Source organism: Enterobacter sp. UPMP2052, assembly GCF_053709675.1.
In genome coordinates this window covers 42,944-59,995 of record NZ_JBSKJR010000011.1, presented here as the reverse complement: position 1 = coordinate 59,995, position 17,052 = coordinate 42,944, and the positions used below count along the sequence as shown (strand labels likewise).

Here is a 17,052-nt window from a genome sequence, read left to right as displayed (position 1 = left end):
GAATACACGTGAAACAGATTTATCCGGAGGCAGGATGAAAGAGCAGGGGCGACCCACGCTGACGCTGCGCCGTAAGACGGAGCCAGAAGGTCAGCGTACCGTAAACAACGGCAGTGAACCGGACGGTGCGGGACCGGGCCGGGTCACGCGTAAAAAGACCGTGGTGGTGAATGCGACACCCGCCTGGAAGGTCAGGAAGCAGGCTGTGGATGAGAGCGCGAAAAAGGCGCAGGCGGATGAGAAGGCCGCCCGAAAAGCCGAAAAAGCCCGGCTGTGGGCCGAACGACAGGCGCAGGAGCGGGAGGCCATGCGTGCGGCCAGGCGCAAACCTGCCCCGGAGCCGGTTTACCGGAAGGTCATGCCGCTTACGGACGCGCTCGCGCTCTTGGAACGTTGCTGGCCAGCCCTGGTTACGGACGGCCAGCCGCAGCTCCTGGCGGTCAATATCCGGGAGGCGATGGTCAGTGACATTCGCCAGCGCAGGCTGGATGTCTCCGTGAAGACGCTGAAGCGCTGCCTTGCTGCCGTCACCCGCTCGGATGCGTATCTGGGTGCCATGACGGTGGGCGCGTGGCGTAAAAACCTTGCCGGTGAACCGGTCGCACCGGTGAGTGCGGAGGAGGCGGCGTATGCCGTGGAGCGCAGGGCTCAGGAGCATGCTAAACAACAGCGCAGGGCGATCAGGGAAGCACCCGCGCCCGCAGACGATACGAACTGATAACAACAGAGAAGAGAAAAACACAGTATGAACATGAATAAAACCCTTTCAGTCATGCTTGCCGCTGGCCTTCTGGTCTGCGGCGTGGCGGGGGCGGCAGAGAAACCTGCCGCGGCCTTTACCCCGGAGCAGGAAGCCCGCATTGGGGAAATCGCGAAAGACTACCTGCTGGCCCATCCGGAGGTGCTGGTTGAGGTCAGCCAGAAACTGCAGGCTCAACAGCAGGAGAAGCAGCAGCAGGCGATGACGGCCGCCGTGATTCAGAATCAGGCTGCGCTGCTCAACGATAAAGGCACGCCGTCATATGGGCCGGCCGATGCAAAAGTAACGGTCGTCGAGTTTTTTGATTACCAGTGCATCTACTGTGCCCGCCTCGCGCCGGAGCTGGAGAAGGTGATAAAAGCCAGCCCGGACGTGCGCTTTGTGTTCAAGGAATTCCCGATATTTGGCCAGCGCTGGCCGACATCGCTCAGTGCGGCGAAAACCGGACTGCAGGTCTGGAAGCAGAAGGGGGCCGACGCCTACCTTAACTATCACAATGCGATTTACGCCACCGGTCACAACGAGGGCAAACTGACCGATGGTGATATCAGCGCGGCCGCAAAAGCCGTGAAGTTCGATGCGAAGACAGTCCCTGACGTTCAGGGAACCCTGGATGGCATAAACACGCTCGCGCAGCAGCTGGGCTTCAGCGGTACGCCAGCCCTGGTGGTTCTCCCGTCAACCGGCGCCAGCGCTGATAACGTGACCGTTATCCCGGGATACACCAGTGCGGAGGTACTGCAGCAGGCCATCCGTCATGCAGCCGGCGATACAAAAAAATAATCAGGCATCCGCCACCTGATACCGCTAAAAGATACTGACGCCTTCGCCGTGCTCAGTTGTCCAACCCCGGAGAAGGGTAAAAGCAGGTTTTCCCCGTCTCCGGCGTTTCTGGTTAACACATCCGAACAGTATTTCTGAGGTTATTTAATGCGTAAGTTCACCTTTCGCCAGCTGGCCGTGTCCGGTCTGGTTTGCCTTTCGCTGAGCTGTATTCAGCCCGCAGTTGCTGCTCCCTCCGTTCAGGTCGGTTTTTCACCTGAAGGCAGCGCGTTGCAGCTGGTCCTTAAGACTATTGAGTCAGCACAGCACGACATTCGGCTGATGGGCTACTCATTTACGTCTCCGGAGGTGGTTAGCGCACTAGTCAGAGCAAAACACCGGGGTGTGGATGTGAAAATTGTGCTTGATGAGAAGGGAAACAAAAGCAAAGCCAGCCAGGCGGCGATGAACGTTGTGGTGAATGCCGGTATTCCGCTGCGTACCAACGGCCACTACGCCATCATGCACGACAAAGTCATTATTATTGATAATCATACAGTTGAGGCTGGTAGCTTTAACTACACTCGCTCTGCGGCATCGAGGAATAGCGAGAATGTGCTGGTTATTAATGAGGTGCCGGAAGTGGCACAAACCTACCTTCAGCACTGGCAGTCGCGCTGGGACGGGGGAACTGAGTGGCATTCTTCATACTAAGTCGCATCGTCATTTGATCCGCAATCTACATCTATCCTGGTGAACCATGCGCCAACATGGCTCACACTTACGCGTAAAGTTAAGTCGCTGATTTCAGATATCTGTAGTATTCTCTGCAAACGATCCAAGTTTGATCCTTGAGGAGGCAGAGATGTCACAAGCCGAAAATGCAGTTACTTCCTCATCGAATGGAAAACGAACGTACCGTAAAGGTCACCCGCTGAGCGCTTCAGAGCGGCAACAAAGTTTTGTTGCCCGTAAGCGTGAAACGCACAAAGAAATCAAGATCCTTGTGCCCAATGAGCTCAAGAGTAAATTTCAGGAAATGTGTGCTGAGAGTGGCCTCAGCCAAGCAGAACTGTTTAGTCGTTTAATTGATAAAGCCGAGTGAACTGGCGTTATGGGCTGACATTCTTGCTTGCTAGGATACGTAGTGCTAGATTACTGATCGTTTGACAGAATTATTTGGTTGGCCACACCACAAGGTGGCAGGGAACTGGTTCTGCTGAGGTATCAACTTGGGACCAGAAAAGCAAAAACCCCGATAATCTTCGACTTGTTTGGCGACGCGAAGAAGATTAACGGGGCCTACTTAAACTGTATAGAAGCTGTTGCTCTATGCAGGGAGTATAGTTTTATGCTCAGAAAACTGCAATACCCGTTTCTGTGCCATTTACTCCTTCCGTGCAACATAAGTGCGGGAAGGTGTGACTGACGCTCAGCCCCTGTTCTCCCATTACCGTCAGGTTAAAAACCCGAATCCGGAATTCACGCCGCGAGAGGGGAAAAAGACCCTGCCGTTCTGCCGGAAGCTGATGGCGAAAGCCGAGGGCTTCACGTCCCGTTTTGACTTTTCCGTCCATGTGGCGTTCGTACGCTCGCTGGGTAAGCGTCATCGCATGCCGCCATTGTTGCGCCGTCGAGCCATCGATGCGCTGCTTCAGGGGCTCTGTTTCCACTATGATCCGCTGGCTAACCGCGTCCAGCGCTCCATCACCAATCTGGCCATCGAGTGCGGTCTGGCCACGGAGTCAAAAAACGGCAATCTCTCCATCACCCGCGCCACGCGGGCGCTGAAGTTCATGGCGGAGCTAGGGCTGATTACTTACCAGACCGAGTATGACCCGCAGATAGGCTGCAATATACCGACAGATATCACCTTCACGCTGGCACTGTTCTCGGCGCTCGATGTCTCTGACGTGGCTGTTGTGGCTGCACGCCGCAGCCGCGTTGGATGGGAAAATCAGCAGCGCAAAAAGCAGAACCTGAATCCGCTGGAGATGGACGAGCTGATAGCGAAGTCCTGGCGGTTTGTGCGCGAACGGTTCCGCAGCTACCAGTCCGAACGTAAGCAACATGGCCTGAAACGTGCCCGTGCCCGCCGTGACGCGGGCAGAACCCGTCAGGACATTGTCACCCTGGTGAAACAGCAGCTGACGCGTGAGTACGCCAGCGGCCGCTTTACCGGCGGGATCGATGCGATGAAGCGCGAGCTGGAACGTCGCGTGAAAGAGCGCATGCTGATGTCGCGCGGTAACAACTACACGCGGCTGGCCACCGTCCCCATATAACCCTTCCTGAGTGAAAAATCCGGCTGGCGCCGGAGGGTTTCGCACGTCTGCTGCTCCCGGCTGACGGTTTTCTGCACGAAATGACGGCCGTCTTTCCTGACATTCACACCATTTCGCCATCAGAATGGCCAGAAATTGCATCAGAGTGGCCACATCTGGTTGCCAGATTCAGTTACCTACAAATAACTGCAAGGGAACTTCCCATAAAGTTACAACCGTTATGCTCACAGAGCGCCAGGCGACCTGTTTTCAAAGTGCGTAGTTTCCTTTAAAAACCTGCTCTGTACTTCTTTTAAATATCTTTTATCTCATTCATATAAATATATAACCTATTCGTCGCCTGACCTGTGGACAGGCTCCTGAGAATGTCCGCCCTTGCAGCGGACTAACGTCCGCGCCGGTTCGGTAACTACCTGAAGTAGCTCCCATCGCTATGCGACGGGCCCCAAACGGCCTAATAGTTACAACATACAAAATAATCACCTAAAGGCACCAACAGCGCACATCGGAAACCCCACTGCTCCTCCCAACCACTGAAAAGCGAGGCCGCCCCGGGCCAAAGGCCCGGAACAACATCGCTTTTAATGATGGATGTTGTAACTAGAATTCTAAGTGGCTGTGAGTGGTTTCGCTGGAGATTTTAAGTACACGCCCGTAAGCGGCCCTGACGGCCCGCTAACGCGGAGATACGCCCCGACTGCGGCTAAGCCTTGTCGTGACCACTCCGACAACGCACAAAAGCTTCTGTATCGCTTTTAGCGGGTTTTGGTCTGGCAGGGCGAAGGAGTGGATTGGTGGAACCTATCAACAATGTAACCGGCTGCGCCGGGCTACGGCGCCAGTCTCTCACTAAGCCATATTCACTATCAGCTAGCGCCTCCATGACGCTTCGCGCCATTCAGTGGACCGGCTGCGCACTGCTCGCCAGTCCGGTATGCATGTGATATAAACGATTGTGTTTATAAACACTTCTGTGGATATCGTTATGCTGCTGACCGACTACATTGAAAGGGTGTACGGAACGCCGCGCGGAAACCGTGCTCGCTTTCTGAAGGTCAACCCGGATATCCTTCCCCAAGAACTGAGCCGCTGGCTTAAGGCAGGCCTGAAAATCAGGCCAGAGACCGTCGGTGGGGACCGACGGGGCGTGCGTCTTTCTCTCTGACGACCTGCGTGAACGTGTTGCGTCACTGACCATCGCGCTGAACGTGATATCTGAGACCATGCTTAATGCCCTGGTGGAGCGCGAGGAGCTGTGCCGTAAACTGTCCCTTCAGACGGAGAATGGTGGCGCCGCGCCGGAACAGCAGATTTCCGGCATTGTCAGCCGGTACTTTTCAGCACTGCCTGAGCGCAGTGGAACCGGTTCCTGGCACAGGGTGCTGGAGAGGCTGGTCCGGGAAGTGACTGAGTCCGGCCAGCTATCATTCCATACCGGTAATATTGCCGGGAGCCGTCGGCTGAACATTCCCCGCACCGCGTATTACTGGTACGGCAGTTTCGTGGCAAAACGCGTGGCCATGATGCTGGGCTGCTACGATATCTACCTGTGGAATGAAATGATTCGGCCGTACAGCGATGTGGTCTTTGCGGGTGATGCGCGCAACGTCGTCGCCTGCTACTTCATCTGCCAGCAGATGTGCCGCCTGCTGAAAGCCGTGCGGCTTAACTGGCGTAAGCAGCAGGGGGCATGGAGAAGCCGGGCAGGGCTGGATGAGGCTGCGCACCGGTACACACAGCGGCTGGCGGAGGGGATAATGGATAACGGCATTTTTATCCGTGGCGACGAGCAGAACTCTTACCGGCTGTACGATTATGCAGAAAAACACTTCGCCTGGGCCATGCGATGAGCGGATGCAGACGGTTCCGGATGCCACTTTGTTGCTGTTCCGGTTAAAATACTCTCAGTTTGACAGCAGGTGGGGTCCCGCCAGAATTTTGTGGACAGAATGAATAAGGAAAAGAGTACTCAGTGACGCTGACAGAAAAATCGGGCCATCTGGCATGGTGTGCCCTGGTGGCGCTTGCGCTGGCCAGACAGAACGGAGATGCCCTGTCACCGGCACAGGAAAATCTCTTTCTTACCCGCTGGCTGGCGACCGCGCTGAAGCAACGACGTTTTTCGCGTGATGTGGCGCCCGATATCGAGTGGCTTCTGAAACAGGGACGCCAGCTGGGCGTCAGCGCGAAGCTGGCCAGCAAGCTGAATTACCTCTGGCGCTCCTTCACCGGCGAATTGTCTGAGCAAAACGACCTGTTCCGGCTGACGTATGCCCTGGAAACCGCGAAAGACAGGAGCTGGAATTACCGACTGTTGACGATCGGGAATGGTCAGGTCGGTATGCCGTTGCGCTGAACGCCGGCGTGAACGGCATTTATCTCTCGCGGACTAACCTCGACGTGGCAGTTGACGACGATGGGCGACAGATAAATCCGCTGCTGACGCGCCTGACCGGTAATGTTGGGGGCGTGGTAAAGCTGTTTAACCGCTGTGGCTGGCAGGCTGATTCGGCACAGGATACGACCCTGCCCCACCAGTTTATGTTGGTAGCCTGCCGGGGATAGGTTATCCTTATTACATATGTAATACATAAATGTTCATGGTTAGGATTTTCAATCGATATTTTTTAGTTGTCTTTTAACCATGAACGACAGTGACCGTAGTCTGACATTTCAGAGACTTGAAGTGGATTTCGTAGAAAAATGACCATGTAGTCCCATATTTAACCTTAAACCTGTTTTCCAGACGCACTGATCCACAGATCCTGTCTGCAGCCTTCGTTTTTTTACCACCCCGTGAAGCCTTTCTGCCAGTAATTCTGTCGGATGTATTCCGCTTTGTGCGCCTGCAAAATGCAGCCTGTCACCGCACAAAATGCATTTGTATGGATCGGTACCCAGAAAGCCCTTCATCAGTGCCGTAAAACCGGGTTTCTCTGGCTTTTTCTTTTCTACCGTATCAAGGGCTTCATAAACTTTTGGCAGCAGTGCGCCCCGTTTACGGGGGCGTTTCAGATAGCGGCCAATGTATTTGACGTTACGCCAGGCTCCCCGGGTCTTTTTGGCGAAATGGACTTTCCAGTGACGCTGATACTGAGCTTCCAGATAACGCCTCCACTATTTATTGTCCCGGATATGACCAAAACCAGGCAGGCTGCCGGAGTTTATGCGGTCATAGCTTCTGCGATGCAGTCCGGTGACGGCGATACGCCAGATGTGCTCCACATTTTTCTTTCTGAAGAACAGGGCACGCCAGTGGCCGTGCTTCAGGCACAGACCACCACGGGTGATGGACAGGTGGATGTGGGGATGTTGCACGAGCTGGCGGCCATAGGTGTGCAGGGCGCAGAGAATGCCAATTTCGATACCCATTTTGCGTGCAAAACGGAGCATGGACCGGGTGGCGCTGTGAAAGAGGTGATTGAGCAGTGGCCAGTTGATGTTGAAAACGGCCAGAGCACATGAGGCATGGAGAATGTGATGTGCTGCCAGTCGCAGTCGGGGAGGATGTGCTATTGTGTCGCAATCCACTGCTCTCTGTCTTTGAGGCCGCAACTGCTGCAGGCTTTTGATTTGCAGTTCTGGCAGAAGAAGCGGGAGGGGGCTGTCGGGTGAGGCACAGCAATAAGCGGCGAACACCCATGGCACAGGTGCCGCAGGCGAGCATACGTTCCACGGAGAGCTTCGTCCATTCACTGACGCTGTCGCCGAATTTATCGAGAAAGCGATTCCAGCCGTAATCGAAGGTGAAAAGCAATTTTGCGGGGCGCGGGATATACATAGTGCAGAGTACAAAACGGGGAAGGGGAAGGATAAAAGGCTGTGGCTGCAGGGCAGCCGCGCTCACGCCGGAGGCGCGCTACCGTTCAGGCAACGCGCCCCGGGAGACTTTAGGTTTAACAAGCACAGCATTGCCATTTTTATCAACTCCATGAACGCCAAAAATATTCTTGGCGAGGACAATCCCAACTGTTACAACGGCCATGATTATTTCCCTGTGATATTTTTGCTCCCCCCATGATGTTATGGAAGATGGATACAGTAGCAAAATCGAGAGGAAGCCCCTTTCATCCGTTAAGCCATATTTTCTTACTCCTAGTATCAGACCATTAAAAAATCAAATCAATAACTTAGATAATAAAGTAACAAGATGTAATTGTATTTGCCGATCAATTTTCACGGCTTGATAGCTATAGGCTATCAAAATAACTATGAATGATCGATAATAACCATTTTTACTGAGCGGGTTTAAGGCGTATTGTCATTTTCAGAGACGAAATGACCCCAGGTGAGTATCGCCATCCGGCATTTAGCCGGAACTCACTTAAAGCGTCATGACTTTATGGGATTGTTCACTACTGCCATGCGATTAACGCCGGGATCAGGATGGAGATGAGGTCAATGCGCGTAGTGTTTTTTGGGGGAATTGTCTTCGTCATGGCCGCTTTTTCCTGGTCAGCCCGATATTATTTTCAGCAGTCTGTCAGGTGGCAGGAAAAAGCAGGCGAAGCCAGTTCAGCACTCAGACGATATGAAGTTCAGTTAAAAGTGCTGCAACGTCAGCAGCGCAGGCTTGCAGAATTAGATGAACACTACACGGAGAAAATCAATGAAGCTGTTCAGGAAAACAGGATTCTGCGTACTCAGCTTGCCCGTGGCCATCGCAGGATGCTCATCTCCGGAAAAAATACCTGTTCAGACCGGGCTTCTTCCTCAACCTGCTGCCTGGGCCATGATGGCACCCTCGAACTCTCTGCAGATGCTGGACAGCGTATTCTTTCTGTCCGGGAAGGCATTATCCGGGACCAGCAAAAAGTGATGTATCTTCAGCGCTATATTCGTCAGTTTTGTTTGCAGGAGTAAGAATATAAAGCTGTTTCATTATGCAGTATGCGCCCATTGTTACGAACCGATTTATGCAGGTCTACAATATTAACAAAAATGGGATTAGGGGGAGCACCGGGTGGCCATTTACTGGACCTGTTATGGAAGCGATTTGCCCGTTCATTAGAAAAAGAAAATAGCTTTAAACACTAGCTAAAGTAACAGGCCGCCTCAAAGGCAGAACTTATTTCAGGATGTGAGAACAGGTAAAGTTAAAAACATGAGTCACTGATGTTCAGGTCTCAATGTTTATGTATGGTGCGCTGTAAAGAGACGCACAGATTTTACTGCTTTATTAATGCAGGCCGGTGGTTCAGGGGGCGATATAATCTGAAGAGCCTGAAGCCTTTCTTTGTTCACCGGGCCCGGGTTGCGCATATATGCTTTGCTAAGTAAGGAACTGGCATAACTCTCCTTAATTTGCTTTTGTCAAAAAGCGGACTGAAGCGTGGCCGTAACTGGATTTGTTATATTTTAATTTCTAGGTTTTTTCTTTCATTAAAGGGGAATACGTAAGAGGTTGCAGTGGTTTGCATTATCGTAATGTTTGTATTGCTTATTTTGGCAAATACAGGGAGGGGCTGTGGTGCTATATCAGCAAAATCATTCTGCCCGGGCTGTCAGCGGTCAGATAAGCCTGCAAACCTGGAGGTTACCATGAAAACTGGCATTAATGGAATTAATCTCATCACAGAGTATGAAGGGCTGAGGCTTCAGGCCTATAAATGCCCGGCGGATATATGGACCATTGGTTACGGGCATACCACCGGTGTCAGCGCGAATGATGTTATCACCGAAGAAGACGCGCTTTTTTTTCTGCGTCAGGATGTGGCTGAGACTGAGCAGGCGGTTAATCAGTATGTGCATGTTCCGCTTACGCAAAATCAGTTTGATGCGCTTGTTTCCTTTACTTTCAACGTGGGCGTCGGGAATTTCCGGACCTCAACGCTCCTGAAAAAACTCAATGCCGGGGATGATGACGGCGCGGCCCGGGAATTTGGACGCTGGATCCATGCCGGCGGTAAAACACTGCCCGGCCTGGTGCGCAGAAGAGAGGCCGAACGCGCTCTCTTTCTGAAATAAGCAGCACAGTCAGACATATTTCTTTATTTATAAGCATGAAAAAACAACTGGTGTAAATCAGGGGCGGTAGCATGCTTTTTTTCAGGGGAATACCGGGTTAATTAATCCATACACCATGCAGATAATTTCACCGGAATTATTTGCACTCATTATCCATTGTAGAAAGAAGGATTGTATTCATGGCTATTACCGCAGATGACATTGCAGTGCAGTATCCCATTCCGACCTATCGCTTTATTGTGACCCTGGGCGATGAACAGGTGCCGTTTACCAGCGCGTCCGGTCTGGACATTAATTTTGACACTATTGAATACCGTGACGGGACCGGCAACTGGTACAAAATGCCCGGACAGCGGCAGGTACCTAATATCACACTGAGTAAAGGGGTATTCCCGGGCAAAAACGCGATGTATGAGTGGATTAATTCCATTCAACTTAATCAGGTTGAAAAGAAAGACATCATGATCAGCCTGACCAATGAAGCCGGCACGGAAGTGCTGGTCAGCTGGAATGTGAGCAACGCTTTCCCGACCTCCCTGACTTCCCCGTCATTTGATGCAACCAGTAACGAAATCGCGGTACAGCAAATCACGCTCATGGCCGATCGCGTGACCATTCAGACTGCCTAACCAGGAGGACATGTTGCCATGACAGTGACAACCACTTACCCCGGCGTTTATCTCAGTGAAGATGCCGTATCGGGCTTTTCGGTCAACAGTGTCGCCACCGCGGTGCCTCTGTTTGCGTACAACGGTAATAGTACCGTCAACACGAATAAACCGGTTCTGGTTTTTCACAACTGGGCGGAATTTACCACCCAGTACCCTGCGCCGCTGGAAGACGCTTTTTATACCAGTCTGAACCTGTGGTTTATGCACGGCGGCGGTAAATGTTATCTGGTGAACGAAACCAGTATCGCCGACACGGTTGCACAATACGATGATATTACGCTGATTGTTGCCGCAGGGACGGATACCACTACAGCGACCACTGTTTATGATGCCTTCAACACGGTGGTGAATCAGGGCTACCGCATCTTTGGCCTGTTTGACGGCCCGAAAGAGAAAATTGCCGGCACAGCTAAGCCCGATGAGGTCATGAAAGCCTATCCTGCCTCCCCGTATGGCGCGGTGTTTTACCCGTGGTGCACCCTGGCATCGGGTACGGCGGTGCCGCCGAGCGCTGTCGCTGCGGCTGCCATTGCCCGGACCGACAGTACGCGTGGCGTGTGGAAAGCGCCGGCCAACCAGGCCGTGAATGGCGTCACCCCGGCGTTCCCCGTCAGCGATGATTTTCAGGGCACGTATAACCAGGGCAAGGCGCTGAACATGATCCGCACGTTCCCGGGCCAGGGCACCGTGGTGTGGGGTGCCCGCACACTGGAGGACAGCGATAACTGGCGCTATATCCCGGTTCGTCGCCTGTTCAACGCGGTTGAGCGGGATGTTCAAAAAGCCCTGAATAAACTGGTGTTTGAACCCAACAGCCAGCCGACCTGGCAGCGCGTCAAGGCCGCCGTAGACAGTTATCTGAACGGTCTGTGGCAGCAGGGCGCGCTGGCCGGTAATACCCCCGCCGACGCCTGGTTTGTTCAGGTCGGTAAAGATCTCACCATGACTCAGGAAGATATCAATCAGGGGAAGATGATCATCAAAATCGGCCTGGCCGCGGTTCGCCCGGCAGAATTCATCATCCTGCAGTTCAGCCAGGATATCGCGCAATAATTCACTGAAGGAAAAGAACATGCCTGAAGATACAACTGTACCGGGTGTTTATATTGAAGAAGATGCCTCGCCGGCGATGTCGGTGAGCACGGGAGCGACCGCCGTGCCGTTATTTGTCGCGCGTTTTACCCCGTCCGATAAAAAACTGGCGGGCGTGATCACCCGCATCGGCAGCTGGCTGGACTATACCACCCTGTTTGACAGCAACGTGCCCTCTTCCGCCACTGTTACCGTAGAGTCTACGGAGGTCACTCCGCCTCCGGCAAGCGCCGCGCCGGAAACGGCACCTTCTGAAGCGGCAGTACGCGACGGTGGGGCGGCGACGACATATTCCTGGCAGATTACCGATACTGCAGTCGTGGACCACAGCGCCTCCGTCGCCCTGCGGCTTTATTTCCAGAACGGCGGTGGCCCCTGCTACCTCTGTCCGCTGGAAAAGGCAGACGATAAAGACGCACTGGCCGCGCTGCCGGGCCTTATCGATGAAGTGGGGGCGATCACGCTGCTGGCCTGTCCGGAGCCCGATGAGGCTTACCGCACGGCGGTGTATGGTGCGCTGGCTGCATCACTGGGTGAGAACAAAGGGTACTTCCTGCTGGCCGACAGCGTCAACGGTGAGGCACCTGGCGCGGTCAGTAATTCTGCCCGGGTGGCGGTGTATTACCCGAACCTGGTGATGCCTTACACCCGCACGCTGGATGACAGCCAGGTTGCTGTTACCGGTTATAAAGACGGAAGTAACACGACGATTGCCACGCTGGCCGACCTTCGTAAAGTGAACGCTGACTTTGCCGTTACGGTTGATAAAGCCCTCGCCGAAAAACGAAATGTCCCGCTGTCGCTTCCGCCTTCCGCTTTGATGGCGGGGGTGTACAACAGGACAGACGGTGAACGCGGAGTGTGGAAAGCGCCGGCGAACGTGGTGCTCAATGGCGTCAGCGATGTCAGCGTCCGGGTCACCCGTGAGCAACAGGCGGATCTGAACCCGAAAGGCATCAACGTCATTCGTTACTTCAGCGATCGCGGGCTGGTCGTATGGGGCAGCCGCACGCAGAAAGATGATGATGACTGGCGATATATCCCGGTGCGCCGCCTGTTCGATGCAGCAGAGCGCGACATCAAAAAGGCGCTGCAGCCGATGGTGTTTGAACCCAACAGCCAGCCGACCTGGAAACGGGTGCAGGCAGCGATTGATAACTACCTTCACCGCCTCTGGCAACAGGGGGCCCTGGCCGGCAATAAGGCGGAAGAGGCATATTTTGTGCGTGTCGGTAAAGGTATCACCATGACACAGGACGAGATTAACCAGGGACAAATGATTATTCAGGTAGGGATGGCCGCCGTGCGCCCGGCCGAATTCATCATCCTTAAGTTTACTCAGGACATGTCTCAGTAAAGGGGGAAACCCCTTTTCCGACTCTTTATAAGGATACTGTGATGGCAATGGTTCTTCCCGGGGTTTCGTACGATGAAACACTGTTAACGCAGGCGTCAGGCGACGATCCGGTGACGATGCCCCTGTTTATTGGTTATACCTCTGGCGCAGTGAAAGCGGACACAACGATGCAGCCCGTCAGTGTCGGCTCACTGACACAGGCGGGCAGCCTCTTTGGACAACGCGGGACGCTGGCGTACTCCCTGCGCCACTTCTTTGAAAACGGAGGCCGGCAGTGCTACGTGCTGTCCCTCGGGCCAGGGCAGGGAGAACCGGCCGCGCGTCTGCAGGCGCTGATTGCCGAATTACAGGCACCGCCGGTGCTGGAGGCGCTGTTAGCGGATGACAAAACCGGCCTGGTCCTGGTGCCGGAGCTGAGTGAGCTCAATGAGGTGAATACGTCCGGGGGGGCGGGTATGGGTGAGGCTGACGTCGATGCCCTGTGGTATCAGGGCTGGCAGGCGTTACTGACGCTGTGTCGTCAGGCCCCGCAGCGCTTTGCGCTGCTGGAGTTACCGGACTCTCCGGCGCAGGCGGTGACGCTGACCGGACAGTCCTTTTCCGCTGACCTGTGCCAGCGCGGGGCCGCCTGGTGGCCACGACTGGAAACCAGTTACGAAGATGAAATGTCGGCACCCGTGGTGTTGTCCCCCCTGCCGGCCGTTGCGGCGGCCATTCAGCGCAGTGCCCACGATAACGGCGTCTGGAAGGCGCCGGCCAATATCCCGCTGGCCAGAACCCGTCGCCCGACCCGGAGTATCCTGACATCTCAGGCATTGCTGAATCATGACGGGGTGTCCTGCAACCTGATCCGCAGTTTTGTCGGGAAAGGTGTGCGCCTGTGGGGATGCCGGACCCTGGTCAATGAGGAGAACACGGCCTGGCGCTATATTCAGACACGTTTGCTGGTCAGCAGCGTGGAGCACTACCTGTGCAAACTGGCGCGTGCTTACCTGTTTGAGCCGAATACGGCCCCGACCTGGATGAAATTAAAGGGTCAGGTCTGGACGTGGCTGCGTGAACAATGGCTGGCCGGTGCCTTTTTTGGCACGGTGGAGGATGAGGCCTTTTCGCTCAGTATCGGACTGGATGATTCCATGACGGATGACGATATTCGCCAGGGAAAGATGATCCTGCAGGTACGTCTGGCGCTGCTGGCACCCGCGGAATTCATTGCTGTCAGCCTGACGCTGGATCTGCGCGACGGCACGGCCAGCGCAAAAACCGAAGGATTATCATGATGAATACACCCGCGGTATCCCATCGTTTTCTTGTCAATTTTTTATTTAACAACATTCCCGGTCCGTTTGACATCGCGTTTCAGCGTGTCTCCGGGTTGTCGCGGACACTGGCCGTGAGCCAGCACCGGGAGGGGGGTGAAAATGCCCGCAATCTCTGGCTGGCCGAACAGGTGGATCACGGCAGCCTGGTGCTGGAGCGGGGCGTGATGAATGCCTCCCCCCTGACGCTGCAGTTTGATCGTGTCCTGCGCCGGGAAAGTACGCAGTGGGCCAACGTGGTGATCATGTTGCTGAACGAGCAGTCATTACCGGTGACCACCTGGACGCTGAGCCATGCCCTGCCGGTGCGCTGGCAGATGGGCGACCTGGATGCCGGCAGTAATCAGGTGCTCATCAACACACTTGAGCTGCGCTATCAGGATATGCGCATGCTGGGGATAAAACTATGACCGTCGAAATTCGTGAGTTGATCGTTCAGGTTGAGGTTACCGGACCTGCCCCTTCTGCCCCGTCCCTGCCGTTTGCGCAGCACCGTGAGTGGGACGACGAGCGGTGGGTGGAAAGAATTAAACAGGAGGTGCTGGAACAGCTGCTTGAAAGGGGGTCTCAGTGAGCTTACTTGAACGGGGGCTGTCAAAGCTGACCCTCAACGCCTGGAAAGATCGCGAAGGAAAAATCCCTGCGGGCAGCATGAGCGCGATGTATAACCCGGAGACGATTCAGCTGGATTATCAGACGCGGTATGACACCGAAGATACCATTAACACGGCGTCGCAAAGCAACCGCTATGTGATTTCCGAGCCGGTCGGCCTCAACCTGACCCTGTTGTTCGACAGCCAGATGCCCGGGAATACCACCCCGATAGAGACGCAGCTGGCCATGCTGAAATCCCTTTGCGCCGTGGATGCGGCCACCGGGTCACCTCACTTTTTGCGCATCACCTGGGGAAAGATGCGCTGGGAGAATAAAGGGTGGTTTGCCGGGCGCGCCCGTGATTTATCGGTGACCTACACGCTGTTTGACCGTGACGCCACGCCGCTGCGGGCTACCGTACGGTTAGGCCTGGTGGCGGATGAGAGTTTTGTTATTCAGCAATCCCTTAAGGCGCAAAGCGCCCCCGACCGGGCACTGGTCAGCGTACCGGATCTGGCCTCGCTGCCGCTGCTGGCACTCAGCGCCAGTGGGGCGCTGGCCGGCAACGTCGATCCGTTATCACTGGCCTGGGATAACGACCTGGATAACCTTGATGATTTTCAGTCCGGAGACATGCTGCGGGCGACGAAAGGGGGGGAGGCATGAGCCACATCACCCTGCACATTGCGGGCGAGCCGAGCACACTGGGGATCCGTCACTTACGGGTACAGCAGTTGATCAATGAGATCCCGCTGGCGCAGCTGGAGCTGCGTATTCCCACGGATAACCATGGCGCAGCGGAAAACACGGTACAACGCGAAGTCAGCCGTTTTAGCCCTGGCGCCCGTGTGGTGATTGCCCTGGATAACAGTCCGCTTTTCGACGGTTATCTGGTGCAAAAGAAGATGCATCTGAAGGGAAAAGAGTGGTCCGTACGGCTGGAAGCGCGCCACGCGTTGCAGAAACTGACGTTTTTGCCCCACAGCCGGGTATTCCGTCAGCAGGATGACAGTACCGTCCTGAAGGGACTGCTGCAGTCTGCGGGGGTGAAACTGACGCAAAAAGCGACGGCGCAGCTGAGCAGCAGACACGATCAACTGATCCAGTTTCGTCTCAGTGACTGGCAGTTTATTCGCAGCAGGCTGCTGTCCACCAACTGCTGGCTGCTGCCCGATGCCGCCAGCGACGCGGTGGTGATCAGCCCGCTGACCGACGCAGCAACGGCCTCGCGGCGGCTGGCTCGCGACAGTAACGATTACACGCTGTATGAAATCAATCTGAATTTTGATAACCGCTTTACGCCGGACAGCCTGTCGCTGCAGGGATGGGATATTGCCGCACAAAAGCTCACGCCGGCGCAAAAAAGCGCGGCCGGGGCATTTCGTCCCTGGAAGCCTGCTGAGGGGCAGGACTTCCGGGCTTCCGCCGGGCGGCAGGACTACGCCCTGGCGTTCAGCATGCTGCCTGAAGCGCCGCTGCAGTCACTGTCGGACTCCTGGCTAAACTATCAACAAATGACCGGCGTACAGGGGCACATTGTGCTGGCAGGAACCCGGGACTTCGCGGCGGGTGAAAGCATCACCCTGAGCGGCTTTGGGGCGGGGCTGGACGGTACGGCGATACTGAGCGGGGTCAGTCAGCTGTTTGACACTGAGAATGGCTGGCGCAGCGAGCTGGTGATGGGGCTGCCGACGTCCATACTGGAGCCTGCGCCACCGGTGCGTTCGCTGCATACCGGCACGGTAGCGGAGTTTACCGCCGATCCCCTGCATCTGGATCGGATCGCCCTGCATCTGCCAGCCCTGAATCTGCCCGACTCGCTGATTTTTGCCCGTCTGAGTAAACCCTGGGCCAGTCACGCGAGTGGATTCTGTTTTTATCCGGAACCCGGTGATGAAGTGGTGGTGGGGTTTATCGACAGCGATCCGCGTTACCCGATCATCCTGGGTGCGATGCACAACCCGAAAAATATCGCGCCGTTCCCACCGGATGAAAAGAACAACCGTAAGGGACTGATTGTGAGTCAGGCCGACCAGACACAGGCCCTGATGATCGACACCGAAGAAAAAACGCTGAAGCTGATGGCCGGTGACAATACTCTCACCCTGACCGGCGAGGGGGACATTGCCCTGCATACGCCGAACGCCCTGCAACTGCAGGCCGACGGTAACCTGTCTGTCAACAGTAAAGAGCAGGTGGAGATCACCAGCGCGAAAATTAACATGAAACAATAACCCATTACGGC

Annotated in this window: 17 protein-coding genes and 4 pseudogenes; 18 read left to right on the top strand and 3 right to left on the bottom strand. The window is 55.0% G+C overall.

Going from position 1 to position 17,052, the window contains the following annotated elements; all coding sequences use genetic code 11:
* The first annotated feature begins 34 nt into the window (after window positions 1-34).
* The 4 genes from ACWKX3_RS20240 (at window position 35) to repA (ACWKX3_RS20225) (ending at window position 2,627) form a co-directional block, all read left to right on the top strand.
* Window positions 35-718 (top strand): fertility inhibition protein FinO, encoded by a 684-nt coding sequence (locus ACWKX3_RS20240; RefSeq protein WP_454542314.1) that lies wholly within the window; start codon window positions 35-37, stop codon window positions 716-718.
* Between the two features lie 33 nt (window positions 719-751).
* A complete protein-coding gene (locus ACWKX3_RS20235) occupies window positions 752-1,543 on the top strand; it encodes a DsbA family protein (RefSeq protein WP_454542357.1) in 792 nt (263 codons plus the stop codon).
* A gap of 147 nt (window positions 1,544-1,690) precedes the next feature.
* Complete coding sequence (locus tag ACWKX3_RS20230) at window positions 1,691-2,236, top strand: phospholipase D family nuclease (RefSeq protein ID WP_454542313.1); 546 nt, start codon at window positions 1,691-1,693, stop codon at window positions 2,234-2,236.
* Window positions 2,237-2,387: 151 nt separating this feature from the next.
* Window positions 2,388-2,627 carry a replication regulatory protein RepA gene (gene repA / locus ACWKX3_RS20225; protein ID WP_048960020.1) on the top strand — a complete coding sequence of 80 codons (240 nt, stop codon included), beginning with the start codon at window positions 2,388-2,390 and terminating at the stop codon, window positions 2,625-2,627.
* 45 nt (window positions 2,628-2,672) lie between these two features.
* On the opposite strand, the pseudogene ACWKX3_RS20220 reads toward repA (ACWKX3_RS20225), so the two are convergent.
* Window positions 2,673-2,815, bottom strand: a pseudogene (locus tag ACWKX3_RS20220) (replication protein RepA).
* A 58-nt stretch (window positions 2,816-2,873) separates the two neighbouring features.
* Here ACWKX3_RS20220 and tap point away from each other — a divergent pair.
* The 4 genes and pseudogenes from tap (at window position 2,874) to ACWKX3_RS20200 (ending at window position 6,372) form a co-directional block, all read left to right on the top strand.
* A complete protein-coding gene (tap, locus tag ACWKX3_RS20215; RefSeq protein WP_011201829.1) occupies window positions 2,874-2,951 on the top strand; it encodes a RepA leader peptide Tap in 78 nt (25 codons plus the stop codon).
* On the top strand, window positions 2,932-3,807 hold the full coding sequence (repA, locus tag ACWKX3_RS20210; protein ID WP_454542312.1) for an incFII family plasmid replication initiator RepA: 876 nt from the start codon (window positions 2,932-2,934) through the stop codon (window positions 3,805-3,807). Before tap ends, repA (ACWKX3_RS20210) begins: the two co-directional genes overlap by 20 nt.
* A gap of 1,130 nt (window positions 3,808-4,937) precedes the next feature.
* The gene (locus ACWKX3_RS20205; protein ID WP_454542311.1) at window positions 4,938-5,657 is read left to right on the top strand and encodes a hypothetical protein; all 720 of its coding nucleotides are present in this window, start codon (window positions 4,938-4,940) and stop codon (window positions 5,655-5,657) included.
* Between the two features lie 122 nt (window positions 5,658-5,779).
* Window positions 5,780-6,372: pseudogene (locus ACWKX3_RS20200) on the top strand (DUF2913 family protein).
* Between the two features lie 180 nt (window positions 6,373-6,552).
* Here the strand turns inward: ACWKX3_RS20200 and ACWKX3_RS20195 are convergent.
* Together ACWKX3_RS20195 and ACWKX3_RS20190 are read right to left on the bottom strand one after the other, a co-directional pair.
* Window positions 6,553-7,588: pseudogene (locus tag ACWKX3_RS20195) on the bottom strand (IS91 family transposase); the annotation flags it as partial.
* 90 nt (window positions 7,589-7,678) lie between these two features.
* A pseudogene (locus ACWKX3_RS20190) lies at window positions 7,679-7,792 on the bottom strand (IS110 family transposase); the annotation flags it as partial.
* 416 nt (window positions 7,793-8,208) lie between these two features.
* On the opposite strand from ACWKX3_RS20190, the gene ACWKX3_RS20185 reads away from it, so the two are divergent.
* The 10 genes from ACWKX3_RS20185 to ACWKX3_RS20140 all read left to right on the top strand — a co-directional run bounded on the left by ACWKX3_RS20185 (window position 8,209) and on the right by ACWKX3_RS20140 (window position 17,041).
* Complete coding sequence (locus ACWKX3_RS20185) at window positions 8,209-8,670, top strand: lysis system i-spanin subunit Rz (protein WP_454542310.1); 462 nt, start codon at window positions 8,209-8,211, stop codon at window positions 8,668-8,670.
* Between the two features lie 564 nt (window positions 8,671-9,234).
* Window positions 9,235-9,774 (top strand): lysozyme, encoded by a 540-nt coding sequence (locus ACWKX3_RS20180; protein WP_454542309.1) that lies wholly within the window; start codon window positions 9,235-9,237, stop codon window positions 9,772-9,774.
* A gap of 179 nt (window positions 9,775-9,953) precedes the next feature.
* A complete protein-coding gene (locus ACWKX3_RS20175; RefSeq protein WP_141113651.1) occupies window positions 9,954-10,403 on the top strand; it encodes a phage tail protein in 450 nt (149 codons plus the stop codon).
* Window positions 10,404-10,421: 18 nt separating this feature from the next.
* Window positions 10,422-11,498: a phage tail sheath family protein gene (locus ACWKX3_RS20170; protein WP_454542308.1), complete on the top strand. Its 1,077-nt coding sequence runs from the start codon at window positions 10,422-10,424 to the stop codon at window positions 11,496-11,498.
* A 19-nt stretch (window positions 11,499-11,517) separates the two neighbouring features.
* Window positions 11,518-12,894 (top strand): phage tail sheath family protein, encoded by a 1,377-nt coding sequence (locus ACWKX3_RS20165; protein ID WP_454542307.1) that lies wholly within the window; start codon window positions 11,518-11,520, stop codon window positions 12,892-12,894.
* Window positions 12,895-12,935: 41 nt separating this feature from the next.
* Window positions 12,936-14,174 (top strand): phage tail sheath family protein, encoded by a 1,239-nt coding sequence (locus ACWKX3_RS20160; protein ID WP_454542306.1) that lies wholly within the window; start codon window positions 12,936-12,938, stop codon window positions 14,172-14,174.
* Window positions 14,171-14,623 carry a phage tail protein gene (locus tag ACWKX3_RS20155; RefSeq protein ID WP_454542305.1) on the top strand — a complete coding sequence of 151 codons (453 nt, stop codon included), beginning with the start codon at window positions 14,171-14,173 and terminating at the stop codon, window positions 14,621-14,623. Before ACWKX3_RS20160 ends, ACWKX3_RS20155 begins: the two co-directional genes overlap by 4 nt.
* Entirely contained in the window at window positions 14,620-14,787 is a 168-nt protein-coding gene (locus ACWKX3_RS20150) for a DUF5908 family protein (RefSeq protein ID WP_165586835.1), read from the top strand. Before ACWKX3_RS20155 ends, ACWKX3_RS20150 begins: the two co-directional genes overlap by 4 nt.
* The gene (locus ACWKX3_RS20145; RefSeq protein WP_454542304.1) at window positions 14,784-15,473 is read left to right on the top strand and encodes a CIS tube protein; all 690 of its coding nucleotides are present in this window, start codon (window positions 14,784-14,786) and stop codon (window positions 15,471-15,473) included. The genes ACWKX3_RS20150 and ACWKX3_RS20145 overlap by 4 nt, the downstream gene beginning before the upstream one ends.
* Window positions 15,470-17,041 carry a phage baseplate assembly protein V gene (locus ACWKX3_RS20140; RefSeq protein WP_454542303.1) on the top strand — a complete coding sequence of 524 codons (1,572 nt, stop codon included), beginning with the start codon at window positions 15,470-15,472 and terminating at the stop codon, window positions 17,039-17,041. Before ACWKX3_RS20145 ends, ACWKX3_RS20140 begins: the two co-directional genes overlap by 4 nt.
* The last annotated feature ends 11 nt before the right edge of the window (window positions 17,042-17,052 follow it).

Excerpts from the sequence above, each read along its gene's own strand:
- ACWKX3_RS20235 (WP_454542357.1), top strand. The coding sequence starts at position 752 with ATGAATAAAACCCTTTCAGTCATGCTTGCCGCTGGCCTTCTGGTCTGC.
- ACWKX3_RS20155 (WP_454542305.1), top strand. The coding sequence starts at position 14,171 with ATGATGAATACACCCGCGGTATCCCATCGTTTTCTTGTCAATTTTTTA.
- ACWKX3_RS20160 (WP_454542306.1), top strand. The coding sequence starts at position 12,936 with ATGGCAATGGTTCTTCCCGGGGTTTCGTACGATGAAACACTGTTAACG.
- ACWKX3_RS20230 (WP_454542313.1), top strand. The coding sequence starts at position 1,691 with ATGCGTAAGTTCACCTTTCGCCAGCTGGCCGTGTCCGGTCTGGTTTGC.
- ACWKX3_RS20240 (WP_454542314.1), top strand. The coding sequence starts at position 35 with ATGAAAGAGCAGGGGCGACCCACGCTGACGCTGCGCCGTAAGACGGAG.
- ACWKX3_RS20150 (WP_165586835.1), top strand. The coding sequence starts at position 14,620 with ATGACCGTCGAAATTCGTGAGTTGATCGTTCAGGTTGAGGTTACCGGA.
- tap (WP_011201829.1), top strand. The coding sequence starts at position 2,874 with ATGCTCAGAAAACTGCAATACCCGTTTCTGTGCCATTTACTCCTTCCG.
- ACWKX3_RS20180 (WP_454542309.1), top strand. The coding sequence starts at position 9,235 with ATGTTTGTATTGCTTATTTTGGCAAATACAGGGAGGGGCTGTGGTGCT.
- ACWKX3_RS20170 (WP_454542308.1), top strand. The coding sequence starts at position 10,422 with ATGACAGTGACAACCACTTACCCCGGCGTTTATCTCAGTGAAGATGCC.
- ACWKX3_RS20185 (WP_454542310.1), top strand. The coding sequence starts at position 8,209 with ATGCGCGTAGTGTTTTTTGGGGGAATTGTCTTCGTCATGGCCGCTTTT.
- repA (WP_048960020.1), top strand. The coding sequence starts at position 2,388 with ATGTCACAAGCCGAAAATGCAGTTACTTCCTCATCGAATGGAAAACGA.
- ACWKX3_RS20175 (WP_141113651.1), top strand. The coding sequence starts at position 9,954 with ATGGCTATTACCGCAGATGACATTGCAGTGCAGTATCCCATTCCGACC.
- ACWKX3_RS20165 (WP_454542307.1), top strand. The coding sequence starts at position 11,518 with ATGCCTGAAGATACAACTGTACCGGGTGTTTATATTGAAGAAGATGCC.
- ACWKX3_RS20140 (WP_454542303.1), top strand. The coding sequence starts at position 15,470 with ATGAGCCACATCACCCTGCACATTGCGGGCGAGCCGAGCACACTGGGG.